Below are 24658 nucleotides of genomic sequence, written 5' to 3'. Positions count from 1 at the left end.
TAAAGGGTTGAAGGGGTGGACTTACTTCTTCTTCTGCAGAACGCTCTGCGGATTGAGGTTGCCGATGCGGCCGCTCTCCGAGCCCGCGGCCGGATCGATCACCGCGTTGATGAGCGTCGGCTTGCCGGACGTCATGGCTTCGTTGACGGCGCGCTTGAGCTCGTCGGGCGAGGTGGCATTCACGCCGACGCCGCCGAAGGCTTCCATCATCTTGTCGTAGCGCGCGCCCTTGACGAACACGGTCGTCGCCGGATCGGAGTTCGCGCCGTTGACGTCGGTGCCGCGATAGATGCCGTCATTGTTGAAGATGACGACGCAGATCGGAAGGTTGTAGCGGCAGATGGTCTCGACCTCCATGCCGGAGAAGCCGAACGCCGAGTCGCCTTCCACCGCGAGCACGGGGTGGCCGGTCTCGAGCGCGGCCGCAATCGCCTGGCCCATGCCGATGCCCATGACGCCCCAGGTGCCGACGTCCAGACGCTTGCGCGGGCGGTACATGTCGATGACGCCGCGGGCGAGGTCGAGCGTGTTGGCGCCTTCGTTGACGAGGATCGCCTCCGGGTGCTCCTTGATGACGTTCTTCAAGACGCCGAGCGCGCCGTGATAGTCCATCGGCGATTTGTTGTTCATGAGCTTCGGCGCCATCTTGGCGACGTTCTCTTCGCGCTTGGACGAGATCGCCTTGGTCCATTCGGCGGGCGGGGCGGTCCAGCCTGCACCCATCGCCTGGTTGAAGGCGGAGACGACCGAGCCGATGTCGCCGACGACGGGCGCGACGATCTCGACGTTGGAATCCATCTCGCGCGGCTCGATGTCGACCTGGATGAACTTCTTGGGCGCTTCGCCCCAGCTCTTGCCCTTGCCGTGCGAGAGCAGCCAGTTCAGCCGCGCGCCGATCAGCAGCACGACGTCGGACTCTTTCAGCACCGTCGAGCGGGCCGCGCCAGCGCACTGCGGATGGGTGTCGGGGAGGAGGCCCTTGGCCATGCTCATCGGCAGGAACGGCACGCCGCTCTTCTCGACGAAGCTCTTGATCTCCTCGTCGGCCTGCGCGTAGGCTGCGCCCTTGCCCAGAATGATGAGCGGACGCTTTGCCGCCTTGAGCACGTCAAGCGCGCGCTTGACCGAAGCGGGTGAGGGGATCTGCGCAGGCGCGGCGTCGATCACCTTGACCAGCGATTTCTGGCCGGCCTCGGCGTTCATCACCTGGCCGAACAGCTTTGCCGGCAGATCGAGATAGACGCCGCCCGGACGGCCCGAGACCGCGGCGCGGATGGCGCGCGCGAAGCCGATGCCGATGTCCTGGGCGTGCAGCACGCGATAGGCCGCCTTGCACAGCGGCTTGGCGATGGCGAGCTGGTCCATCTCCTCATAGTCGCCCTGCTGCAGGTCGACGATCTCGCGCTCGGAGGAGCCGGAGACCAGGATCATCGGATAGCAGTTGGTGGTGGCGTGCGCGAGCGCGGTGAGACCGTTGAGGAAGCCGGGCGCGGATACCGTGAGGCAGACGCCGGGCTTCTTGGTGAGATAGCCGGCGATGCCTGCGGCGTAACCGGCGTTCTGCTCGTGGCGGAAGGAGATCACGCGAATGCCGGCGGCCTGCGCCATGCGGCCCAAATCCGTGATCGGGATGCCCGGCACATTATAGATGGTGTTGATGCCGTTCAGCTTGAGCGCGTCGATGACGAGATGGAAGCCATCCGTCAGCTCCTGCTCGGTGCCCGGTGCCTCGGACTTGGTCGCGGTGTTCAGCATGGGCCTTGTCTCCCTGGTCTCAATACTGGGGCGAGTTTTTCGCCCTTCTGGTGAACGTTGCTAGAAGAGTTCCTGGCCGTGCGCTTCGACGTAAGCGGCAAGGCCGAGGGTGTGGTCGCGGGCGCGCTTCTCGGCGAGCTCGGTGTCGCGCGCCTCCAGCGCCTCGATCATGGCAAGATGCTCGGGCAGCGAGGTCGCGGTGCGGTCCTTGCGTCCGATCGTCAGCTGGCGGTAGCCGCGCACGTGCAGCAGGAGGTCGTTGGTGAGATCGACCAGCACGGGGGATTCCGACAGCGAGATCAGCGCCTGATGGAAGGCGATGTTGGCCTTGGAATATTCCTCGACATGATCCTCGGGCAGGCGGTCCTTGCCGAAATCCTTGAAGAAGTCGCGCAGCGCCGTGATGTCCTTCTTCCGCGCGGTGGTGGTGATGAGGCGCGCAGCCATGCTCTCCAGCGCCGCCCAGGCGCGGATCATATCGACGATCTCGCTCTTGGTCCGACGCACAACCATGATGCCGCGGCGCGGCACCGTCTTCACGAAGCCGTCCTGTTCCAGCATCGCGATGGCTTCGCGGATCGGGGTGCGGCTGACGCCCAGGCGTTCGGACAATGCGCGCTCGTCGAGCATCACCGGCTCGGGCGTCGAGTAGATGTCCATCTTGAGGATGGCTTCCTTCAAGGCGTCATACGCCTTGTTCTTGAAGCTGCTCTCCGGGGCAATGCGAACGATTGCGATGTCTGCCTCGGCCATGTGCGGCAACGCCTTGGTTGGTTTCCGTAGTGACACGACGAATCTCCTCCAGTGGGAGTCGTCTTTTACAGGAATATTAACGGGAAAGTTTTTGGCATACCACATGCCAGAATGTCAAGGCGGCTATTTTTTGCGGCGTTCCAAGCAACGCAGCAGCTTGACAAGTTGGCTTCTGGCATACCAAATGCCATCGCCAGCCATTTTTGATCCAAGGCGGCGGAGTAGTCTCAGGTTTTATGCCGCTCCGACCCGCGACATGGAACAGAGCGCGGCGAATGGCAAGCATCACGGGCAGCCGCAACCACGCGCGCGCTCTGCAAAGAACGAACTGAGGTCAAGGGAGAAGCCACATGTCCAATTCCAAAGATGCCGTCCGCAAGGTGCTTGACCAGGTCAAGGCGGACAACCGCACCAGCCTGACGGCCCCGGAAGGCAAGCTGGTCTGCGACGCCTACGGCATTCCGGTGCCGAAGGAAGGCGTGGCCAAGTCGGCCGGCGAGGCCGGCAAGATGGCCTCCGCGATGGGCTTCCCGGTCGTGATGAAGATCGTCTCGCCGGATATCCTCCACAAGACCGAAGCCGGCGGCGTCATCGTCGGCCTCAAGAATGCTGAAGACGCCGAGAAGGCCTACGAGACCATTCTGTCCAACGCCAAGAAGTACAAGGCCGACGCCAAGATCGAGGGCGTCCAGGTGCAGCAGATGCTGGCCGGCGGCACCGAGGTGATCGTCGGCTCGATTACCGACGGCTCGTTCGGCAAGCTGGTCGCCTTCGGCCTCGGCGGCGTGCTGGTCGAAGTGCTCAAGGACATCACCTTCCGCCTCGCGCCCGCGACCAAGGAAGACGCGCTCTCGATGCTCGACGGCATCCAGGCACATGAGATCCTGAAAGGCGTTCGCGGCGGCGAGGCGGTGAACCGCACGGCGCTCGCCGACGTCATCGTCAAGGTATCGCAGCTCGTCACCGATTTCCCTGAGATCGTCGAGCTCGACCTCAATCCGGTGTTTGCGACGGCGAAGGGCGCGACCGCCGCCGACGTGCGCATCGTCGTCGACTTCGCCTATGTGCCGAAGCCGAAGCCGCGTCCGACCGAGGAGATCGTCGCGGCGATGAGCCGTATCATGCAGCCGAAGGCGGTCGCCGTGGTCGGCGCTTCCGCCGAGGACGGCAAGATCGGCAACTCCGTGATGAAGAACCTCATCAACGGCGGCTACAAGGGCGACATTTATCCGATCCATCCCAAGGCCGCCGAGATCCTCGGCTACAAGGCCTACAAGAGCGTCAAGGACGTGCCTGGTGTGATCGACACCGCCGTGTTCGCGATCCCCGCCAAGTTCGTGGCGGCGGCGCTGACCGAATGCGGCGAGAAGAAGATCCCGGGGGCGGTGCTGATCCCGTCGGGCTTTGCGGAGGCCGGTGCGCCGGAGCTTCAGGCCGAGATCGTCGAGGTCGGCAAGAAGTACGACATCCGCCTGATGGGGCCGAACATCTACGGCTTCTATTATACGCCCGCCAATCTCTGCGCGACCTTCTGCACGGCCTACGACGTCAAGGGCCACGCGGCGCTGTCGTCGCAGTCGGGCGGCATCGGCATGGCCATCATCGGCTTCTCGCGCTCGGCCAAGATGGGCGTGTCCGCCATCGTCGGCCTCGGCAACAAGTCGGATATCGACGAGGACGATCTGCTCGCCTTCTTCGAGCAGGACCCGAACACGAACCTGATCGCGCAGCACTGCGAAGATCTCAAGGACGGCCGCGCCTTCGCGGAAGCCGCCAAGCGCGTCTCCAAGAAGAAGCCGGTCGTCGTGCTCAAGGCCGGCCGCACCTCGGCCGGCGCCAAGGCGGCGTCCTCGCACACCGGCGCGCTCGCCGGTAACGACAAGATCTACGAGGACGTGCTGGCGCAGTCGGGCGTGATCCGCGCCCGCAGCCTGCGGCAGCTGCTCGAATTCGCCCGTGGCGTGCCGGTGCTGCCGACGCCGAAGGGGGAGAACGTACTGATCATCACCGGTGCCGGCGGCTCGGGCGTGCTGCTGTCGGATAGCTGCGTCGACAACGGCCTGTCGCTGATGTCGATGCCGCCGGATCTCGATGCGGCCTTCCGCAAGTTCATCCCGCCGTTCGGCGCGGCCGGAAATCCCGTTGATATCACCGGCGGCGAGCCCCCGATCACCTACGTCAACACGGTGAAGCTCGGCCTGTCGGACGAGCGCATCCACTCGCTGATCCTCGGCTACTGGCACACCATCGTCACGCCGCCGATGGTGTTCGCCCGCAACATGGTCGAGGTGAAGAAGGAGATGGAGGCCAAGGGCTTCGTCAAGCCGATCGTCGCCTCGCTCGCCGGCGACGTCGAGGTCGAGGAAGCCGCCGAGTATCTCTACCAGAACGGCATCCCGGCCTACGCCTATTCGACCGAGCTGCCGGTCGAGGTGCTGGGCGCCAAGTACAAATGGGCGCGCGGAGCAGGGCTGCTCTGAGCGTTATCTCTCCTGTCATCCCGGGGCGACGCGAAGCGTCGAACCCGGGATCTCGAGATTCCGGGTCTGGTACGCCAGGCCCGCGCTGCGCGCAGTCCCGGCGCACCATCCCGGAATGACGGATGCACAAGCGGCAGGTCGCGATGAGCAAGAACGTGATCCGGCGCAAATCGCTCGAGCCCAGGCCTCCTTCGGAGGCCGACCATGACGCGCGCGACGGCGGCGTGCAGTCCGTCGACCGCGCGCTGTCGATCCTCGAGACGCTGGCCGAAGACGACGAAGGCTATCGCCTCAGCGACCTCGCCGTGCGCACCGGCCTGTCGGCCTCCACCGTCCACCGCCTGCTTGCGACGCTGGAAAGCCGCCGCTTCGTCCAGTTCGATCGCGCCGAATCCAAATGGCACGTCGGTTCCCGCGCCTTCACGGTAGGCGCGAGCTTTGCGCGGCGGCGCAATTTCTCCACACAGGCCATCCCCTATTTGCGCAAGCTGCGCGATCTCACCCGCGAGACCGCCAACCTCGCGGTGGTCGACGACGAGTTCATCATCGTGCTGACCCGGATGGAGAGCCGCGAGATCATGCGCTCGCTGACCCAGGTCGGCGGCCGGGTCGCCATGGTGACGTCGGGCGTCGGCAAGGCGGTGCTCGCGACCTATTCGGACGAGGACGTCGGCGCCGTCATCCGCCATCACGGCATGCCCCGCCTGACCGAGAAATCGATCGTGCGGCCGAGCGACCTGTTCCGGGAGCTCGAAAAGATCCGCCAGCAGGGCTTTGCGCTCGACGACGAGGAGGCCTGCATGGGCCTGCGCTGTATTGCGGCGGTGGTCTACAACGACTGCGCCGAGCCGCTCGCGGCGATTTCCGTCTCCGGCATGACCAGCCGGTTGACCGATCAGAGGTTGCCGGAAATCGGGCAAATCGTCCGGGATGTCGCCGCCGAACTGACGGCTGCCCTCGGTGGGGTGATCCCGACGCCCCGCTGACCCAAAACTCCTGGGGGATGGCTGGACAGCATCGGCCGTTTTGGTTGATATGCGACCAAACGACACAATGCGGCAAACGTCCGCATGAGCCTGGAGATGCCCTTATGTCCCGATTTTTTGCGCGCCTTGCCGGCGCAGCCGTCGCGCTGACCCTTGCGGCGGCGACGCCGTCCTTTGCCCAGCAGCTCGAGCTCAAGCTGATGGCGCCGGCGGCTCCGGGCGGCGGCTGGGACCAGACCGCGCGCTCGATGCAGCAGGCGCTGGTGGCCTCCGGTGTCGCGCGCAGCGTGCAGGTGACCAACGTCCCCGGCGCGGGCGGCAGCGTCGGCATCGCGCAATTCGTCAATGGTGCCAAGGGCGACGGCAACCAGATGATGGTCAACGGCTTCGTCATGGTGGGGGCGCTCGCCATGAACAAGTCGCCGGTCACGCTCGAGCAGGTGACGCCGATCGCGCGCCTCACCGAGGAAATCCAGGTGATCGTGGTGCCCGCGAATTCGCCGATCAGGAATGCACAGGATCTCGCTGCCGCGGTGAGGGCCGACATCGCCAAGGTGACCTTTGCCGGCGGCTCGGCCGGTGGCGTCGACCATGTGATGGCGGCGTTGTTTGCCGGCGCCGTCGGCGCCGACGCCAAGAAGATCAACTACATCCCGTTCTCCGGCGGCGGCGAGTCGCTGGCGGCGATCCTCGGCGGCAAGGTCACCGCGGGTATTTCGGGCCTCAGCGAATATGAAGGGCAGATCAAGTCCGGCAAGCTGCGCGCGATCGGCGTGACCTCGGAGAAGCGCATCCCGGGCAGCGACATCCCGACCTTTAGGGAGCAAGGCATCGACCTCGTGATCGCCAACTGGCGCTCGGTCGTCGCGCCTCCCGGCATCACGCCGGAGCAGAAGAAGACGCTGAGCGATGCCGTCGAGAAGATGGTGAAGTCGGACGCCTGGAAGGAGATCCTCAAGCAGAAGGGCTGGGAGGACGCCTATCTCGGCGGCGACGCCTTCGCCGACTTCCTGAAGAAGGAAACCGTGCGGGTCACCGACGTGCTGAAATCGGTCGGTCTGGTCAAGTCATGAGCTCGGGCGATCCGGCCCGGCCGCCGCGGCGCGTCGATCGCGCCGGCATCGTCATCGCGGCCTTGCTCGCAGGCCTCGCCGCGGTGCTGGTCTTCGACGCGCGCGGCCTGTCATCCACCGCGATGTACGGGATGGGGCCGGAGGCGATGCCGGTCGTGGTCGCCTGCGGCCTTGCGCTGCTTGCGATCGGCAATTTCATCGATGCGCTGCGCGGCAATCTGCCGGCGCGCGAGAGCGCCGACCCCGTGCCGGTGGTGTTGATCCTCATCGGCCTCGCGCTGCTGATCGCCATCATCGGCTTTGGCGGCGGCTTCATCCTGGCGACGTCGGCGCTGTTCGTGACGACCTCGGCGGCCTTCGGGCGCCGCGCCATCCTCGTCGACGGCATCATCGCCCTCGTGATGTCGACCCTCATCTATCTCGCGTTCGACCGGCTGTTGACGCTGAGCCTTCCGACCGGGCCGCTGGAGCGACTGCTGTGATGGACACTTTTGCGGCGCTGGCGCACGGCATGGCCGTCGCCATTCAGCCTGTGAACCTGCTCTATGCGCTGATCGGCGTGTTTCTCGGCACGGCGGTCGGCGTGCTGCCGGGCATCGGCCCCGCGCTGACCGTCGCGCTGCTGCTGCCCGTCATCTACAAGCTCGATCCCGGCGGCTCGCTGATCATGTTCGCCGGCATCTATTACGGCGGCATGTATGGCGGCTCGACCACTGCGATCCTGATCAACACGCCCGGCGAGAGCGCCTCGATGGCGACCGCGCTCGAAGGCAACAAGATGGCCAAGGCCGGCCGCGGCGGTCCCGCGCTGGCGACCTCCGCGATCGGCTCCTTCGTCGCCGGCACCATCGCCACGATTGGCCTTGCGTTCCTCGCGCCCTGGCTGGTCGATTTCGCGGTGCGCTTCGGCCCTGAGGATTATTTCGCGCTGATGTGCGTCGCCTTCGTCACGGTGTCGGCGACCTTCGGCGATTCCCCGATCCGCGGTCTGACCAGCCTGTTCATCGGTCTGACGCTCGGTCTCGTCGGCATCGACAAGCTGACGGGGCAGGCCCGGCTTGCGTTCGGCGTTCCTGAACTGCTCGATGGCGTCGAGGTGACGACGCTTGCGGTCGGCCTGTTCGCGGTCGGCGAGGCGCTCTACGTTGCATCGCGCCGTCACCACAGCGAGGAGAAGCTCGAGCCGGTGCGCGGCTCGCTGTGGATGACGAAGGAAGACTGGAAGCGGTCGTGGAAGCCGTGGCTGCGCGGCACCATGTTCGGCTTCCCGATCGGCGCACTGCCGGCGGGCGGCGCGGAGATCCCGACCTTCCTGTCCTATTCGACCGAGAAGCGTCTCACAAAATATCCCGAAGAATTCGGCAAGGGCGCGATCGAAGGCGTCGCCGGCCCCGAAGCCGCCAACAACGCCTCCGCCGCCGGCACGCTGGTGCCGCTGTTGACGCTGGGACTGCCGACCTCGGCGACCGCCGCGATGATGCTGGCGGGCTTCCAGCAATACGGCCTCAACCCGGGGCCGCTGCTGTTCGCCGAACGGCCCGACCTCGTGTGGGGCCTGATCGCCAGTCTGTTCATTGCCAACGTGATGCTGCTGGTGCTCAACCTGCCGCTGGTCGGCCTGTGGGTGCGGCTGCTCGCGATCCCGCAGCCCTGGCTCTATGCCGGCATCCTCGTGTTCGCGACCATGGGCACCATCGCCGCAAAGCCGTCGGTGGTCGAGCTGTCGATGCTGGCCGGCTTCGGCGTGCTCGGCTTCCTGATGCGCCGGTTCGATTTTCCGATCGCGCCGGTCGTCGTCGGCCTGATCCTCGGCCCGATCGCCGAGAGCCAGCTCCGCCGCGCGCTCGCGATCAGCCTCGGCGATCCCATGACGCTGCTGCAGAGCCCGATCTCGGCGACGCTGCTCGGCATCGCGCTGATCGCGCTGCTGGCGCCCTTCGTGCTAAAGGGCCTCGGGCGCTTCAAGGCGAACGAGGATTAACCGTTCTGCCGTGTGCGTCTTCTAGATGCTGCCTCCAGCTTGTTGAGGAAACGCCATGCCGTCAGAACTCCGCTCGCCCCGTCTCGCCGTCCTGATCGATGCCGACAACGCCTCTGCCAAGATCGCGGATGGGCTGTTCGAGGAGATTGCCAAGATCGGCGAGGCCAGCGTCCGCCGCATCTACGGCGATTTCTCCAATGCGCGTTCCAGGGGCTGGGCTGACATCCTGTCGAAACACGCCATCATACCGCAGCAGCAGTTCGCATACACGACCGGAAAGAACGCGTCGGACATCACCCTTGTCATCGACGCGATGGACCTGCTGCACAGCGGACGGTTCGATGGTTTCTGCCTGGTGTCGTCCGACAGCGACTTTACCCGTCTGGCCGCCCGCATCCGGGAGCAGGGCATCGATGTCTTTGGGTTCGGCGAGCAGAAGACGCCGGAAAGCTTCAGGCAGGCCTGCCGAAGGTTCGTCTACACAGAGAACCTGCTTGCCGGCACGACCACCACCCAAGGCGCCGCGTCGGGGCCTGCACCGCTTCAGCCGCTCGATGCCGCCACGCCCATCATCAAGAAGGTCATCACCCAGATGGAGAGTGAGGACGGCTGGGTTGCGCTCGGTGAAGTCGGACGGCAGCTCGCCAATCTGGCGTCCGATTTCGATCCGAGAACGTTCGGCTTCCGCAAGCTGAGTGACCTCGTGCGCAAGACGAATTCGTTCGAGATCGACGAGTCGAAGGGCCGGTCGATGCGAATCCGGGTCAAGCCCACTGCCGCACCGCCGCCGCGGCGGCGGAACTCGCGGAGGTCTGCTGGGGCGGGGAAGGCAGGCAGTTCGGCGCCCAAGCCGTAAGCAGAGCCTGCCGCTATATTTGCGCTTGCCCGGTTTGTCGCGGGGCGTAACCATCGCTCGCCCGTAACGCCATGCGAGAGCCACGATGACCAGACTCACCCGTTTCTCCGTTGCGCCGCTGCACAGCATGACGCGGCGCCTCGCCGACGTCGCCTCGGCGCGCATCGCGCCGGATCTCGTCATCACGGGAGGGCGGGTGCTCTCGACCTATTCGGAGCGCATCCATGCGAACCGTGAGGTCTGGATCACCGGTGGCCGTGTCGCGGCGGTGAAGCCGGCAGGAGCGGCCAAGAAGGCCTGGAGCGGAGTGTCGACTTACGACGCAGCCGGCGGCATCATCGCGCCGGGCCTGGTCGACCCGCATATCCACATCGAATCCTCGATGGTGACGGCCTGTGCCTATGCAGAGGCCGCGCTGCTCAACGGCACCACCACGATCTTCTGCGACAGCCACGAGATCGGCAACGTCATGGACGTCGCCGGTGTCGAGGCAATGCTGGAGGACGCGCGCGAGGCGCCGCTCTCGATTTTCCTGACGGTGCCGAGTACGGTTCCTGCGACCTCGGCCGAATTGGAAACAGCCGGCGGCGATCTCACACCGGACAAGATCGCCGGACTGTTCGACCGCTGGCCGGAAGCGGTCGCGCTCGGCGAGAAGATGGATTTCGTGCCGGTGACGATGGGCGACGAGCGCAGCCACGCGATCCTCGCCGCAGCGCTGAAACGCGGGCGGCCGGTGTCCGGCCATGTCTACGGCCGCGAATTTGTCGCGGCCTATGCGGCATCGGGCGTCACCGACACCCATGAGGCGATCGACCGCGACATCGCCGACGATCTGCTCGATGCCGGCGTTTGGATTTTCCTGCGCGGCGGCCCGCCGACCACGCCCTGGCACTCGCTGCCGCAGGCGATCCGCACCATCACCGAGCTCGGTGCCTCGCACAAGCGAACGGCGGTATGCACCGACGACCGCGATGCCGACGATTTGCTGCTGTTCGGCCTCGACTGGGTGGTGCGCGAGGCGGTGAAGGCGGGGATGTCGCCGGAGCAGGCCTGGTCGATGGGCTCCCTGCACGGCGCGACCCGCTTCGGCATGGACGGCGACATCGGCGGGCTCGGCGGCGGTCGCCGTGCCGATCTCGTGCTGATGGACGATCAGCTCAAGCCGCAATGCACCTGGTATGGCGGTGAGCTCGTGGTCGAGCGCGGCAAGATCACTGGTCGCCTCGATCAGGCGCTGTCGCAGCGCTATCAATATCCCAAGGCGGCCTATGCGACCGTGAAGCTACCGGCGGCGATGAAGCTGACGCCGGAACTGCCGGCGAAGGCGTGCACCGTCAACGCGATCAAGACCGCACTTCCGGGCATCACGCTGATCCACGAGAAGGTTGCGATCGAGCCGGCCAAGGACTGGCCGTCGCTGTTCGCGCGCTACGGCCTCTGCTTCGTCACAGTGGTCGAGCGCCACGGCAAATCGGCGGGCAACGTCGCCTACGGTCTGCTGAAGGATTTTGGCCTGAAGCGCGGCGCGGTTGCTTCCAGCGTCGGGCATGACAGCCACAATATCATTGTCGCCGGCACCAACGAGGCGGACATGCAGGTCGCGATCGCGGCGATCAGGGAGCAGCAGGGCGGCGTCTGCGTCGTCGCCGACGGCAAGGTGAGGGCGCTGGTGCCGCTGCCGATCGCGGGGCTGCTGTCCGACAAGCGCGTCACCGAGGTGGCCGAGGAGGTCAAGGTACTGAAGAAGGAGTGGGCCGAGGCCGGCTGCACCATCCCCTATATGGGCTTCAATTTGATTCCCCTATCGGTCATTCCGGAAATTCGCATCACCGACAAGGGCCTCGTGCTGGTGCCGCAGATGGTGCTGGCGCCGCTGTTCGAGTGAACCTCTTTCACGGATTTCTCGATCTAACCGATTGAGACCGCCGCGATTTTTTCTGCGGCTGCCGCATCGTGGAAAATAAAATCGATCTCGTTGAGATCGCGCCTCTCGCGCCTGATGATCTCGCTCGCTGACGTGTAACAAGCGAGGTCGGATATGGCGAAGATGCGAGCCGTTGATGCTGCCGTGCGGATTCTGGAGAAGGAAGGCATCTCCACCGCCTTCGGGGTTCCCGGTGCCGCGATCAATCCGCTTTACTCGGCGCTGAAGAAGCGCGGCTCTATCCGCCACATCCTGGCGCGGCATGTCGAGGGCGCCTCGCACATGGCCGAGGGTTACACGCGCGCCAAGGCCGGCAATATCGGCGTCTGCATCGGAACCTCGGGGCCGGCGGGCACCGACATGATCACGGGGCTCTATTCGGCGATCGCCGATTCCATTCCGATCCTATGCATCACCGGACAGGCACCGCGGGCACGGCTCTACAAGGAAGACTTTCAGGCCGTCGACATCGAGTCGATCGCAAAGCCCGTGACCAAATGGGCGGTGACGGTGCGCGAGCCGGCGCTGGTGCCGCGCGTGTTCAGCCAGGCGTTTCATGTGATGCGCTCAGGGAGGCCCGGGCCGGTGCTGATCGACATGCCGCTCGACGTGCAGCTCGCCGAGATCGAGTTCGACGACGAGACCTATGAGCCGCTGCCGGTGTACAAGCCCACGGCGACCCGCAAGCAGGTCGAGAAGGCGCTGGAGATGCTCAACGCCGCCGAGCGGCCGCTGATCGTCGCCGGTGGCGGCATCATCAATGCCGATGCCTCGGACCTGCTGGTCGAATTCGCCGAGATCACCAACGTGCCTGTCGTGCCGACGCTGATGGGGTGGGGCGCGATCCCCGACGATCACGTGCTGATGGCCGGCATGGTCGGCCTTCAGACCAGCCACCGTTATGGCAATGCCACGATGCTCGAATCCGATTTCGTGCTCGGCATCGGCAACCGCTGGGCCAACCGCCACACCGGCTCGGTCGAGACCTACACCAAGGGCCGCACCTTCGTGCATGTCGACATCGAGCCGACCCAGATTGGCCGCGTGTTCAATCCCGATCTCGGCATCGTCTCGGACGCCAAGGCTGCGCTCGAACTCTTCGTCACCGTGGCCAGGGAGTGGCGGCGGTCCGGCAGGCTTCGCGAGCGCCAGGCGTGGCCCGCGGCCTGCCGCGACCGCAAGAAGACGATGCTGCGCAAGAGCCATTTCGACAACGTCCCGATCAAGCCGCAGCGCGTCTACGAGGAGATGAACAAGGCGTTCGGCCGCGACACCACCTACGTCACCGTGATCGGCCTGTCGCAGATTGCCGGCGCGCAATTCCTCGGTGTCTACAAGCCGCGCAACTGGATCAATGCCGGGCAGGCCGGGCCGCTCGGCTGGACGTTGCCCGCGGCGCTCGGCGTGCGTGCGGCGTGTCCGGAACGCGAGATCGTCGCGCTGTCAGGCGATTACGACTTCCAGTTCCTGATTGAGGAGCTTGCGGTCGGGGCGCAGTTCAATCTGCCCTATATCCACGTCGTCGTGAACAATTCCTATCTCGGCCTGATCCGCCAGGCCCAGCGCGGCTTCGACATGGACTACCATGTCCAGCTCTCCTTCGAGAACATCAACTCCCCGGAGATCGGCGTTTACGGCGTCGATCATGTCACAGTGGCCGAAGGGCTCGGCTGCAAGGCGATCCGCGTCACCGACCCGAAGGATACTCAGGCCGCGTTCGCGACCGCGCGAGAGCTGATGGCCAAGCACCGCGTGCCTGTCGTCGTCGAGTTCATTCTCGAGCGCGTCACCAACATCGCGATGGGCACCGAGATCGATAACATCGTCGAGTTCGAGGAGGTGCTGGACTTAGCCCTCGACGAGGTCGGAACCAAGAAGCCCGGCGTGCTGCAGCCGGCGGAATAGGGGAAGAAGCATCATGCCGAAATTCGCCGCCAACCTCACCATGCTCTTCAACGAGATGCCGTTCCTCGACCGCTTTGCTGCGGCGAAGGCGGCGGGCTTCTCGGGGGTCGAATATCTCTTTCCCTATGATTTCGACAAGGCGCAGCTGCGCGAGCAGCTCGAGGCGCATGGGCTGACGCAAGTGCTGCACAATCTCCCCGCCGGTAACTGGGCCGGCGGCGAGCGCGGCATCGCGATCCTGCCTGACCGCACCGCCGAATTCCGCGACGGCGTGTTCCGCGCCATCGACTATGCTAGGGCGATCGACTGCGGGCAGCTCAACTGCCTCGTCGGCATCGCGCCTGCCGATGCCGACCCGCGCGAGCTTCAGGAGACGCTGGTGGGAAACCTGCGCTTTGCGGCCTCGACGCTGGCGCGGGAAAACATCAAGCTGCTGGTCGAGCCGATCAACACGCTCGACATTCCCGGCTTCTTCCTCAACGGCACCGAGCAGGCGATCCAGCTGATCTCGGAGGTGCGGTCGAACAACCTGTTCGTCCAGTACGACATCTATCACATGCAGATCATGGAGGGTGATCTCGCCCGCACCATGCAGGAATATCTTCCTGAGATCGCCCACATCCAGCTCGCCGACAATCCCGGCCGTCATGAGCCCGGCACCGGCGAGATCAACTATCCCTTCCTGTTCCGCCATCTCGACGCGATCGGCTATCGCGGCTGGATCGGCTGCGAGTACAAGCCGCGCACCACGACGCTGGAAGGCCTCTCCTGGCATGCCGCACAGACCTTCGAGACGTAGTCATAGCCACGGTCACGGTGGGCTCCCTCTCCCGCAAGCGGGAGAGGCGCACCGAGTCCGCGGATCGACTTAGCCTGAACAAAGAGGAATGATATGACATGATCGACATCGGCTTCATCGGACTTGGCACCATGGGACGGCCGATGGCCGGCCATCTTCTGGCCGCGGGCCATCGCGTGCTCCTGCACGACGTTGCGCCGGTCGCGCCCGAGCTGATTGCCGCGGGCGGAATCGCCTGCAAATCGGCCAAGGAGGTCGCGGAGGAGGCGGACGCCGTCATCATCATGGTGCCGGATACGCCGCATGTGGAGGCCGTGCTGTTCGGCAAGGACGGCGTTGCGAGCGGCATGTCCAAGGGCAAGATCGTCGTCGACATGAGCTCGATCTCGCCGCTGGCGACGAAGGAGTTTGCCAAGAAGATCGAGGCACTGGGAGCGGACTATCTCGATGCGCCGGTGTCGGGCGGGGAGGTCGGCGCGAAAGCTGCGAGTCTGACCATCATGGTCGGCGGCCCGGAGCGGGCCTTCGGCACCATGAAGCCGATCTTCGACAGGATGGGCAAGAACGTCACCCATGTCGGCGCCAACGGCGACGGCCAGACCACGAAGGTTGCCAACCAGATCATCGTGGCCTTGACGATCGAGGCCGTGAGCGAGGCTCTGCTGTTCGCGTCCAAGGCCGGTGCGAACCCTGCGCTGGTGCGCAAGGCGCTGATGGGCGGCTTTGCCTCCTCGCGCATCCTCGAGGTGCATGGCGAGCGGATGGTGAAGCGCAATTTCGATCCGGGTTTCCGGATCGAGCTGCACCAGAAGGATCTCAATCTTGCACTCGAAGGCGCGCGCGCGCTCGGCCTGTCGCTGCCGAGCACGGCGGTGGCGCAGCAATTGTTCTCGTCCTGCACCGCGCATGGCGGCAAGGCCTGGGATCATTCCGCGATGGTGCGGGCGCTGGAACTTATGGCGGGCCACGAGATCGCCGCGGCGTAACTGTTACGCGGTAACAGTCTCCAGTTTTGCCGCATCCTTCGGCTCCCGGGAACCGGAACAATGATCCGGCGCGGCGGTTGAAGGCGCAGGACAATCACTGGAGACAAACAACATGAAAACCCGTCTTGCGATCTCGTTGGCTGCCGCGTCGCTGCTGGCGTCGAGTGCGGCCTTTGCTCAGTCGACGACCGAACAGGGCGCCAGGGACGGCGCGCGTGCCGGTGGCGACATCGGCGGTCCGATCGGCGCGATGGTCGGCGGCACCGTCGGTGCGGCGGTCGGCGCGGGTCTCGAAATTCCGAATGCGGTGCTGGGTGGCATTCCGCGCAGCGACTCTGTCGTCGTAGAGGAGCGCGTCGTGGTCGGCGAGCCGTTGCCACCGACCGTGGTGCTCCGCCCCGTGCCGAACTATACCGAATATCGCTATGCGGTCGTGAACGATCGCCGTGTGATCGTCGAGCCGCGGACCCGCCGCGTCGTCAAGATCATCGACTGATCGGCCGCATTGCTAAGTGTTGAGAAGATGAGCCCTGCGGAGTGTCACTCCGCGGGGCTTTCGCTCGTTACCGCAGGGTTTGCGCGGAACCGGGAGAACAGCCAATCGGCTCCGGCCGCGAGCGCAAAGCCGGTGCAGGCGGTGAGCGCATCGACCAGAAAATCCTCCAGCCGCGCGTGGCGCCCGGGTGCCCAAAATTGCATCAGCTCGAGCACGCCGATCAGGACCACCGCGGCAGCTGCGATCAGCAGGCGCCGGCGCCGATAGGCAAGGCCGAAGGCCAGCCCCACCAGGATGAATGCGAGTGCATGCTCGCCGTCCTGGCCGAGGTCGGAATGGGGCCGTAGGCCGGGGGGACCGAGTGTGGCGAAAGTGACGGCAGCCGCGAGCAGCCAGGCAATGGATCGAACCAAAATGGACATCCGGTCCGCTTAGCACGGATCGGCAGCGGACCGGTACTGTCGCTGCATCAGATCGCCGTGTAGTTAATGACGAAACGTTAAAGTGGCTCGCGTACGCCGAGCCCGTGCATGAAGCGTTCCCGGATCTGCACGGGATCGCGTCGTGTGGTGCCGACGCCCGGCTTGTCGTCGATGCGGACGGCGATCAAATGGGGCTCGACGGCGGACATGGCCTCTTCGACCAGCCGTTCGAAATCCTCCTCGTCCGCGGCCCAGGCGCTGTTGGCAAGGCCGGAGCCGGTGGCGATGGCAACGATGTCGGCGACACTCGCCGCAGGCGTCGGCTGCGCTCCGGTAATCTGGTAGATGCCGTTGTCCATCACGATCATGATGAGGTTCTTCGGCTTCAGGGTCGCGATGGTCGAGAGCGCGCCAAGCTGCATCAAGAGCGAGCCGTCGCCTTCGAGGGCGAAGACGCGGCGGTCGGGTTGCGCCAGCGCCACGCCGAGCGCGATCGGGAAGGCGAGCCCCATGCTGCCCAGCATGTAGAAATTCTGCGGGCGGTGGCCGGCGGCCCAGAGGTCGAAATTGGTGTTGCCGATGCCGCCGATCACGGCCTCCTCGTGCTTGAGCTTTCCGATCAGGCGCGAGGTCACATCGAAGCGGTTCATCACCTTGGTGTTACGCGTATCCATGGAGGCGCTCACTTGTCGAATGTCTTGCCGCCCGTGAGCAGCGGATTGAGGATCAGGGCCACCGGCGCCTGGGTGGTGACGGCCTGCTTGATCGAGCGGTCGGTGATGAATTCGAGCTCGTCGAGCCGGGTGATGGTGTGGTGCTCCAGCGCCAGCGAGTCCAGCACCGGGCGCATGGTTCGGCAGACCAGCGACTGGCCGTAGTTGAACTCGCCGAGCGTGCCGCGCTCGGAGACGAACATGATCAGCGGGATCTGGTAGGGCACCGCGAGCGAGGCGAGCACGTTGGCCAGCGTGGCAAAGCCCGAGGTCTGCATCAGCACCGCGCCGCGCCGACCGCCCATCCAGGCGCCGGAAACGATGCCGACCGCCTCCTCCTCGCGCGCAGTGGCGAAGGTGGTGAAGAAGGGATCGGCATGCAGGTTCGAGATCAACGGGGTCAGCACGCGGTCGGGCACGTAGGGGACGAGGCTGATCTCGTTCCGCTTCAGGGTTTGCAGGACGATGCCGTGCCAGCTCTTGTCGCCGGCCCCCGGTGCCACCTGGGACGCAGTCTGCTGTTCTGCAACCGCCATTGCGTTCTCCCTCGTGCCGCGCATGCTTCTTCTTCGGCCGTCGCGGCTGTCGGCCGAACTTGACGGAGCCGGCGGGATTGTCAACATGTCCGGGCCGGCACCGTGATCTGCGCCAGACGGCCTGCCGTGGCCGGCACCGCCATGTCATAAGCGGCGACAACGAGAAATGGGAGGGAGGCACGGACGCAGCGCATCGCGCTGACCTTAAGTCGCCCTTCGAGAGAGCCGGAAGGGTCCTGATGTCCGTCAACAGCAAGCGCGTCTTCTACGTCAAATACCTGGCCAATCCGATCTATGTGGACATCCTGAAGGCGCGGCCCGACGTCCGGCTCGATCGCATCGAGAACGAGAGCCCGGAAGACTTCTACGCGCCGATCCTGAATGCGGCGCATGTCTACCAGATCGGCGCGGCCCGCGACGAGCTCGCCCCGCATTTCCATGTCGATGCCGCCTTCCTGAAGCGCACGCCGAACCTGCTGCTTGTCTCCAGCAACGGCGCGGGCTTCGACCCCGTCGATGTCGAGGCCTGCACCGATGCGGGCGTGCTGGTCGTCAACCAGTCCGGCGGCAACGCCCATTCGGTCGCCGAGCACGCGCTGGCGATGATGCTGACGCTGTCCAAGCGCATCATCCAGTCCGATCGCCGCCTGCGCCGGGAAGCCAACGTCAACCGCAACGACCTCGTCGGCAACGAGGTCGAGCACAAGACCGTCGGCGTCATTGGCCTCGGCAATGTCGGCCGCCGCATTGCCGCGTTGTGCAAGGGGCTGCTCGGCATGAAGGTGCTGGCCTATGACCCCTATCTCTCCGCCGACGTGATGGCCGAGCGGGGCGGCGAGAAGGTCGAGCTCGACGAGCTCTTGCGCCGCTCCGATTTCGTCTCGATCTCCTGTCCGCTCGACAAGGGCAGCCGCAACATGATCAGCACGCGCGAGTTTGCGCTGATGCAGCCGCATGCCTACTTCATCACCACGGCGCGCGGCTTCATCCACGACGAGGATGCGCTGCTTCAGGCGCTGCGCGACAAGCGCATCGCCGGTGCCGGCCTCGACGTCTGGTCCAAGGAGCCGCCGCCACCGGAGCATCCGCTGCTCCAGTTCGACAACGTGCTGGCGAGCCCGCACACCGCGGGCGTGACCATCGAGGCGCGCCAGAACATGGGCCGCATCGCGGCCGAGCAGGTGCTGGACACGCTCGACGGCAAGCGCCCGCCGCGCATCATCAATCCCGAGGTCTGGCCGGCTTACGCGGCGCGTTTCAAGCAGGCGTTCGGGGTGATGCCGGGGTAGCGGCGCAGAGGTCAGCGCGCTCCGATCATTGGTTAGCGCGAGGCAAACGTAAAGCGCCGCATCTTATCGATCGGGGAAGTGAACGCGTATCACTTGTCCTGTAGTTGAAAGTCCATGAGCATCTTCTCGATTGCGACATCCGGACTTTCCGCGGCGAGTTTGCGTGTGAACGTTGCCGCGAGCAACATCGCCAACGTTCAAACGACCGGCCCGCTGCCAGCGTCGGCCGGATCGGGCTCATCGGCCGCGACAGGCGGTTCGGGCATCGCTCCGACATTTCCCGCGGCTTATGTGCCGTTGCGCGTCGATCAGGTCTCCCAATCGAGCGGCTCGACGCCCGGCGGCACGATCGCGACCGTGTCGACGGTGTCGCCGAGCTATACTGCACAATCCGATCCAGGCGCTCCCTTCGCAAACCAGGATGGCCTGGTCGCAGCGCCGAACGTCGATATCGCCAACGAATTCGCGCAACTGGCGGCCGCAAAGTACAGCTTCATTGCCAATGCGAAGGTCATTCAGGCCTATTCCGAGACGGAAAAGTCGCTGCTCGACATCACCACATGAGGTCGGACTGCTGCCTGAATGGGCGGCGGGAACCTTGCCGGCCTTGATCCGCGTCAAAATCTCCATCCCCCAAGAGCTTAAATGGGATTAAGGTGCTGCCGGCGCAGCAGGAGGTCCCATGTCCACTTATGTCGTCAGGTTCATGAAGGACGTGCTCGGGGAGTACGGCCGGCAGAGCGAGGTCTGTCAGGGCACGCTCGAGATCGATGCCGCCGACGAGGACGAAGCCAGGGAGCGGGCGAAGGCGCGGTTTTGCAAGGACCAGGCGTTGTGTCACTGGTCGCTGCATGCCGATCGCATCCACGTCAGACCGGCTGACTTCCCCTCGTAAGCCTCACCGGCCGGGTGCTGCTGCCGGCGGCGGCGCGGTGACGCCCACGCCGAGCGAGCGCTGCACCATGACTGTGTCGGACCAGCGGCCGTGGCGATAGGCGACGCCGCTGAGCAGGCCGGCGCGCGCGAAGCCGAACTTCTCGTGCAGCGCCAGCGAGGGCGCATTGTCCGCATCGATATAGCCGATCATCTGGCGGAAGCCGGCCGCCGCGCAGGCGTCGATCAGTTCCTGCAGCAGCAGCCGTCCGACCCCGCGGCCGAGATGGGCGTGATGGACGTAGATCGAGTGCTTGGCCGTGTAGCGATAGGCCGGACGCTTGCGGAACAGCACGGCGTAGGCATAGCCGACCACCTCGCCGCGAAAGGTCGCGACCAGATGCGGCAGGCGGGTCTGCTTCAGGTTCTTGCGCCGGTCGCGCAAATCGTCCGGCTCGGGTGCGCCGGTTCCCTCGACATCGCGCGGCACGCCATTGCGGACGTGATGGCGGTAGATCGCCAGCATCGCCTCGACGTCGCTCTCGCGTGACGGCCTGACCAGGACGGGTTCGTCACTCACGCGCACGGCTGTTTCGTTCATCGGCACCTACTCGGCAACGACGTAAGTATAGAGTCCAATGCTGCCGCTTGCATCGACCTCCTTGTAGACGCCCTGGATCTCGACGTCGAAGCCGGGAAAGTTGTTGAAGCAGGTTTCGAACATCTTGAGGTAATCGATCATCGGTTTGGCCCGTTCCGTCAGGCGCTCGCCGGGTACGATGGTGGCGATGCCGGGCGGATAGACCACGAAAGGCGTCGTGGCGATGCGGCCCGCGATCGCCTCGATCGGCAGATAATCGACGTCGTTGCGGAACAGATAGCGCGCGGCATCGCGGGGCGACATCGCGATCTCGGGCATGTGCTCGGGCATGAATTGCTTCGCCTGGAGCAGGCTGACATTGGCAGCGCGGAAGAAGCGATGCATGTCGCCGCAGAGATCGCGTAGCCGCACACCAGCATAGCGCGCCTGCCGCCGCTGGTGGAATTCCGGGATCGCGTCCGCCAGCAGCGCATTGTCGTCATGCAGCCTCTTGAACGCGACGAGGCCGGAGATCAGCGTGCCGGCCTTGCTCGCCTCGACACCGGGCGTGAGCAGGAACAGCAGGGAGTTGAGGTCGTTCTTCTCGGGGACGATGCGGTTCTCGCGCAGATATTGGGCGACAACGGGTGCGGGGATGCCGTGCTCGGCATAGGCGCCGGTCGCGCGGTCGAACCCGGGGGTGAGCAGCGTCAGCTTGTTCGGATCGGTCATGGCAAAGCCTTCCGCGAGATCGGGAAAGCCGTGCCAGTTGGTATCCGGAGAGAGTTGCCACAGCGCGGGATTGGTGGCGAGCTCGTCGGTGGAGAGCGTCTCCCAGGCGACGTTGTGCACGGCGCCCGGGCGGCTGACGTCGGGAATGGCGACGCGGTCGGGAACGAAGGGCTCGAAGAACCAGCGACGATCGGGATTCTGCTCCTTCTCCTCGAACTCCCGGCGCATCGCCCGGATCTTCTTGCGGAGCTCGATGCCGAGGCGGATCGTGTCGTCCCATAGCACTTCGCCGGAGCGACCCTTCATCATCTGCGCGCCGACATCGAGAGAGGCGAACAATGGATAGAAGGGGGACGTGGAAGCGTGCTGCATGAAGCTTTCGTTGAAGCGGCGGTGCTCGACGCGTCGCTTCTGGCCACGGATGTGACGGTCCTTGATGTGGATCTGTGAGGCCTGCGAGAAGCTCGCGAGCTGCTTGTGGGTCGACTGCGTCGCGATGATGCCCGGTGCTTCCGGGGAAAGATTGGCAAGGCCCATGGCAAAGCGGCCGGCGTAGAGCGGGTGGAATTTCATGAAGCCGGCCCAGGCCTCGTCGAACAGGATGTATTCGCAGAGATGGCCGATGCGTTTGATGATCATCTCGGCGCTGTGGATGGAGCCGTCATAGGTGCACTGCTCGACCACGGCGACGCGGAACGGCCGTTCCTTGCGCCAGGCGTCCTTGTCGGTGACGAGCGGATGGTTGCGGATCGCCTCGCGCAGGGCCTTTTCGTCGAGGACGTCCCAGCGCATCGGGCCGATCAGTCCCCAGGCGTTGCGGACTGTCGGGACGTAGACCGGAATGCCGCCATTGATCATCAGCGCGCCGTGATGGGCGGCCTTGTGGTTGTTGCGGTCGAACAGCACGAGATCGCCGTCGGTGACGAGGGCGCCGAGCGCGACCTTGTTCGAGGTCGAGGTGCCGTTGAGCACGAAATAGGTCTTCTCCGCGCCGAAGATCGCTGCGGCTTCCTTCTGCGCCTTCAGGGCCGGGCCCTCATGGGTGAGGAGGTCGCCGAGGTCCAGCACGGAATTGTCGAGATCGTCGCGAAACACGGATTCGCCGAGATGCTCGACGAAGACCCGGCCGATCGGGCTGCGGTTGTAGAACACGCCGCCATTGTGGCCCGGACAGGTCCAGAGCTGGTTGCCTTCCTCGGCATAGTCGACCAGTGCCCCGAAGAACGGCGTCTTCAGCGTCTCGGCATATTGCTTCAGCCGGCTGATCAAATTCTTGGCGATGAAGGTCGGCGTTTCCTCCGACAGGAAGACATAGCCGTCGATGAAGTCGAGCACCTCGACCGGCAGGTCCTCGAAGCGCTTGCGCCGGATCAGGAGGATGATCGGGAAGTCGAGGCCGCGGCGCCGCATCAGATTGATCAGCGCCGAGGTCCTGCCTTCGAGGCCCTTCTTGCCCCAGTCCACCACCATGCAGCCGATCGCGGCATCCGTCTGCACCGCCATCTCGGCGTCCTCCAGCTTGCGGGCCCGGACCACCTCGAAGCCGGAGCGCTGGATCTCCTCGATGATCTGGTTGAAGCGGACGCCTTCGAGATCGTCGGCGTCGAACATTGGTGCGGCGAACAGGAAGTTGAAGCGCTTGAAATAGTCCATGGTGTGTCCCGAATGTGCGAGAAGCACAGCTCTCGGCACATTCGATGACAGTTGGATGACAGCAGCGCCGGATGATTCCGGCTAGCGCTTCGCTTCGCCGAACACCACGGTGGGCACCGCGCGGTTGACGATTTCGCGCAGGGCGAAGCTCGATTGCACGCGCGCGACGCGCGGCAGGCGGGACAGCTCGGTGCGATGGATGCGCTCGAAATCCTGGATGTCGCGGGCGAGCACGATGAGGATGTAGTCGTCGGTACCCGACATCAGGAAGCAGCGCACCACGGAGGGGCATTTCACCACCTCCGCTTCGAAGGCCTTCAGCGCCTCGTCACTCTGGCTCTCCAGCGCGATCCGCACCAGCACGGTGGTGGTGAGCCCGAACTGCGCCAGGTCGAGCGCGGCCTGATAGGCCTGAATGTAGCCGTCGTCCTCGAGCACCTTCTGCCGACGTGCCAGCGCCGTGCTTGATAGCCCGACCTTGTTGGCAAGCTCGGTGTGGCTGGCACGCGCATTGGTCGTGAGTTCCGCGAGGATCGCGAGGTCTTTCCGGTCGAGGGCCAAGGTTTCGTTTCCAGCGTGAATGGGCGCCTTGGCGCCGGAAACCGGCGCGGGCCTGCCGAAACTAGCGGATATTTGCACGAAACCAAACCGGGCCCGTCGCTACGATGAGGAGCGGAATCAATCCGTTGGCGAAGGAGTTCAGGATGCGCGTCGGTGTTCCCAAGGAGATCAAGGTGCAGGAATATCGGGTCGGGCTCACCCCGGGCGCCGTTCGCGAATATGTCGCGGCCGGGCATCAGGTCACGGTCGAAACCGGCGCCGGCGCCGGCATCGGCGCGTCCGACGAGGTGTATCGGCGGGCAGGGGCTGCCATTGCCGAGAGCGCCCGCGATATCTTCGCCAGGTCGGACATGATCGTGAAGGTGAAGGAGCCGCAGAAGAGCGAGTGGGCTCAGCTCCGGGAAGGCCAGATTCTGTTTACCTATCTTCATCTTGCACCGGATCCGGAGCAGGCAAAGGGCCTGCTTGCCTCCGGCTGCACCGCGATCGCCTATGAGACCGTCACGGACGCGAGCGGTCACCTCCCGCTGCTCGCGCCGATGAGCGAAGTCGCCGGCCGCCTCGCCATCGAGGCCGCCGGCGCCGCGCTCAGGCGCTCGGCCGGTGGCCGCGGACTGCTGTTGGGCGGCGTGCCCGGCGTGCAGCCCGCGCGCGTGGTCGTGCTCGGCGGTGGTGTGGTCGGAACGCAGGCGGCGCGCATGGCCGCTGGGCTCGGCGCCGAGGTCACCGTGATCGACCGCTCGATTCCGCGCCTGCGCGAGCTCGACGATCTCTTTGCCGGACGCGTGCGTACCCGCTTCTCGACCATCGAATCGGTCGAGGAGGAGGTGTTCGCCGCCGACGTCGTGATCGGCGCCGTGCTCGTGCCCGGCGCCAGCGCGCCGAAGCTCGTCACCCGCGACATGCTGACATCGATGCGGCCCGGTGCCGTGCTGGTCGACGTCGCAATCGACCAGGGCGGCTGCTTCGAGACTTCGCACGCGACCACGCATACCGATCCGACCTACGAGGTCGACGGCGTCGTTCACTATTGTGTCGCCAACATGCCGGGCGCCGTGCCGGTAACCTCGAGCCAGGCCCTGAACAACGCGACTCTGCCCTTCGGCCTGATGCTGGCGAACAAGGGTTTTGCGGCGGTGCTGGAGAATCCGCATTTGCGCAACGGGCTGAATGTCCATCGCGGGCGGATTACCAACAAGGCGGTGGCGGAAAGTCTCGGGCTGGAATTCGCGCCGGTGGGGAGTGGGCTGGCGGCGTAGCGAAGCGATCCAGAGGGTGCACCGTCATCGCGGCAGCATCAAC

The 24658-nt window shown here is 65.2% G+C and carries 23 protein-coding genes; 15 read left to right on the top strand and 8 right to left on the bottom strand.

Annotation, left to right across the window (positions count from 1 at the left end; genetic code table 11):
* Nucleotides 1–21: 21 nt before the first annotated feature.
* Nucleotides 22–1755 carry an oxalyl-CoA decarboxylase gene (gene oxc, locus TSA1_RS12475; RefSeq protein ID WP_100176632.1) on the bottom strand — a complete coding sequence of 578 codons (1734 nt, stop codon included), beginning with the start codon at nucleotides 1753–1755 and terminating at the stop codon, nucleotides 22–24.
* A gap of 60 nt (nucleotides 1756–1815) precedes the next feature.
* Nucleotides 1816–2508, bottom strand: coding sequence for a GntR family transcriptional regulator (locus TSA1_RS12470; protein WP_174719300.1), 693 nt, complete (start codon nucleotides 2506–2508; stop codon nucleotides 1816–1818).
* 350 nt (nucleotides 2509–2858) lie between these two features.
* Between TSA1_RS12470 and TSA1_RS12465 the strand changes: the two genes are divergently transcribed.
* The 11 genes from TSA1_RS12465 to TSA1_RS12415 all read left to right on the top strand — a co-directional run bounded on the left by TSA1_RS12465 (nucleotide 2859) and on the right by TSA1_RS12415 (nucleotide 15997).
* Complete coding sequence (locus tag TSA1_RS12465; protein ID WP_100176630.1) at nucleotides 2859–4988, top strand: acetate--CoA ligase family protein; 2130 nt, start codon at nucleotides 2859–2861, stop codon at nucleotides 4986–4988.
* Between the two features lie 143 nt (nucleotides 4989–5131).
* The gene (locus tag TSA1_RS12460) at nucleotides 5132–5974 is read left to right on the top strand and encodes an IclR family transcriptional regulator (RefSeq protein ID WP_174719299.1); all 843 of its coding nucleotides are present in this window, start codon (nucleotides 5132–5134) and stop codon (nucleotides 5972–5974) included.
* A 104-nt stretch (nucleotides 5975–6078) separates the two neighbouring features.
* Entirely contained in the window at nucleotides 6079–7047 is a 969-nt protein-coding gene (locus TSA1_RS12455; RefSeq protein ID WP_100176628.1) for a Bug family tripartite tricarboxylate transporter substrate binding protein, read from the top strand.
* Nucleotides 7044–7529, top strand: coding sequence for a tripartite tricarboxylate transporter TctB family protein (locus TSA1_RS12450; protein WP_100176627.1), 486 nt, complete (start codon nucleotides 7044–7046; stop codon nucleotides 7527–7529). Before TSA1_RS12455 ends, TSA1_RS12450 begins: the two co-directional genes overlap by 4 nt.
* Complete coding sequence (locus TSA1_RS12445) at nucleotides 7529–9028, top strand: tripartite tricarboxylate transporter permease (RefSeq protein WP_100176626.1); 1500 nt, start codon at nucleotides 7529–7531, stop codon at nucleotides 9026–9028. Before TSA1_RS12450 ends, TSA1_RS12445 begins: the two co-directional genes overlap by 1 nt.
* A gap of 55 nt (nucleotides 9029–9083) precedes the next feature.
* On the top strand, nucleotides 9084–9884 hold the full coding sequence (locus TSA1_RS12440; RefSeq protein WP_100176625.1) for an NYN domain-containing protein: 801 nt from the start codon (nucleotides 9084–9086) through the stop codon (nucleotides 9882–9884).
* Nucleotides 9885–9969: 85 nt separating this feature from the next.
* Nucleotides 9970–11772 (top strand): adenine deaminase C-terminal domain-containing protein, encoded by a 1803-nt coding sequence (locus TSA1_RS12435; RefSeq protein ID WP_100176624.1) that lies wholly within the window; start codon nucleotides 9970–9972, stop codon nucleotides 11770–11772.
* Nucleotides 11773–11925: 153 nt separating this feature from the next.
* Nucleotides 11926–13716, top strand: a complete 1791-nt coding sequence (gene gcl / locus TSA1_RS12430) for a glyoxylate carboligase (RefSeq protein WP_100176623.1) — start codon at nucleotides 11926–11928, stop codon at nucleotides 13714–13716.
* A 13-nt stretch (nucleotides 13717–13729) separates the two neighbouring features.
* The gene (gene hyi / locus TSA1_RS12425; protein WP_100176622.1) at nucleotides 13730–14515 is read left to right on the top strand and encodes a hydroxypyruvate isomerase; all 786 of its coding nucleotides are present in this window, start codon (nucleotides 13730–13732) and stop codon (nucleotides 14513–14515) included.
* A gap of 98 nt (nucleotides 14516–14613) precedes the next feature.
* Nucleotides 14614–15501 (top strand): 2-hydroxy-3-oxopropionate reductase, encoded by an 888-nt coding sequence (locus TSA1_RS12420; protein WP_100176621.1) that lies wholly within the window; start codon nucleotides 14614–14616, stop codon nucleotides 15499–15501.
* Nucleotides 15502–15613: 112 nt separating this feature from the next.
* Entirely contained in the window at nucleotides 15614–15997 is a 384-nt protein-coding gene (locus TSA1_RS12415) for a DUF1236 domain-containing protein (RefSeq protein WP_100176620.1), read from the top strand.
* A gap of 44 nt (nucleotides 15998–16041) precedes the next feature.
* Here TSA1_RS12415 and TSA1_RS12410 read toward each other — a convergent pair whose 3' ends face one another.
* The 3 genes from TSA1_RS12410 to TSA1_RS12400 all read right to left on the bottom strand — a co-directional run bounded on the left by TSA1_RS12410 (nucleotide 16042) and on the right by TSA1_RS12400 (nucleotide 17668).
* Entirely contained in the window at nucleotides 16042–16419 is a 378-nt protein-coding gene (locus TSA1_RS12410) for a VanZ family protein (RefSeq protein WP_100176619.1), read from the bottom strand.
* Nucleotides 16420–16496: 77 nt separating this feature from the next.
* Nucleotides 16497–17093 (bottom strand): thiamine pyrophosphate-dependent enzyme, encoded by a 597-nt coding sequence (locus tag TSA1_RS12405; protein ID WP_174718873.1) that lies wholly within the window; start codon nucleotides 17091–17093, stop codon nucleotides 16497–16499.
* 8 nt (nucleotides 17094–17101) lie between these two features.
* On the bottom strand, nucleotides 17102–17668 hold the full coding sequence (locus TSA1_RS12400; RefSeq protein ID WP_100176617.1) for a thiamine pyrophosphate-binding protein: 567 nt from the start codon (nucleotides 17666–17668) through the stop codon (nucleotides 17102–17104).
* A gap of 239 nt (nucleotides 17669–17907) precedes the next feature.
* Between TSA1_RS12400 and TSA1_RS12395 the strand changes: the two genes are divergently transcribed.
* From TSA1_RS12395 to TSA1_RS39635, 3 genes are all read left to right on the top strand, one after another.
* Nucleotides 17908–18957, top strand: coding sequence for a hydroxyacid dehydrogenase (locus TSA1_RS12395; protein ID WP_100176616.1), 1050 nt, complete (start codon nucleotides 17908–17910; stop codon nucleotides 18955–18957).
* A gap of 114 nt (nucleotides 18958–19071) precedes the next feature.
* Nucleotides 19072–19521 carry a flagellar basal body rod protein FlgC gene (locus TSA1_RS12390; RefSeq protein ID WP_100176615.1) on the top strand — a complete coding sequence of 150 codons (450 nt, stop codon included), beginning with the start codon at nucleotides 19072–19074 and terminating at the stop codon, nucleotides 19519–19521.
* Nucleotides 19522–19639: 118 nt separating this feature from the next.
* Nucleotides 19640–19852 carry a hypothetical protein gene (locus TSA1_RS39635; RefSeq protein ID WP_174718872.1) on the top strand — a complete coding sequence of 71 codons (213 nt, stop codon included), beginning with the start codon at nucleotides 19640–19642 and terminating at the stop codon, nucleotides 19850–19852.
* Between the two features lie 3 nt (nucleotides 19853–19855).
* Here TSA1_RS39635 and TSA1_RS12380 read toward each other — a convergent pair whose 3' ends face one another.
* The 3 genes from TSA1_RS12380 to TSA1_RS12370 form a co-directional block, all read right to left on the bottom strand.
* Complete coding sequence (locus TSA1_RS12380) at nucleotides 19856–20431, bottom strand: GNAT family N-acetyltransferase (RefSeq protein ID WP_174718871.1); 576 nt, start codon at nucleotides 20429–20431, stop codon at nucleotides 19856–19858.
* Nucleotides 20432–20437: 6 nt separating this feature from the next.
* Complete coding sequence (locus TSA1_RS12375; RefSeq protein ID WP_100176613.1) at nucleotides 20438–22795, bottom strand: Orn/Lys/Arg family decarboxylase; 2358 nt, start codon at nucleotides 22793–22795, stop codon at nucleotides 20438–20440.
* 81 nt (nucleotides 22796–22876) lie between these two features.
* Nucleotides 22877–23356 (bottom strand): Lrp/AsnC family transcriptional regulator, encoded by a 480-nt coding sequence (locus TSA1_RS12370; protein WP_174718870.1) that lies wholly within the window; start codon nucleotides 23354–23356, stop codon nucleotides 22877–22879.
* A 143-nt stretch (nucleotides 23357–23499) separates the two neighbouring features.
* Between TSA1_RS12370 and ald the strand changes: the two genes are divergently transcribed.
* Nucleotides 23500–24615, top strand: a complete 1116-nt coding sequence (gene ald / locus TSA1_RS12365; RefSeq protein ID WP_100181091.1) for an alanine dehydrogenase — start codon at nucleotides 23500–23502, stop codon at nucleotides 24613–24615.
* The last annotated feature ends 43 nt before the right edge of the window (nucleotides 24616–24658 follow it).

The organism is Bradyrhizobium nitroreducens (genome assembly GCF_002776695.1).
Taxonomy (GTDB): Bacteria; Pseudomonadota; Alphaproteobacteria; order Rhizobiales; family Xanthobacteraceae; genus Bradyrhizobium; species Bradyrhizobium nitroreducens.
This window is presented reverse-complemented; position numbering and strand designations above follow the sequence as displayed.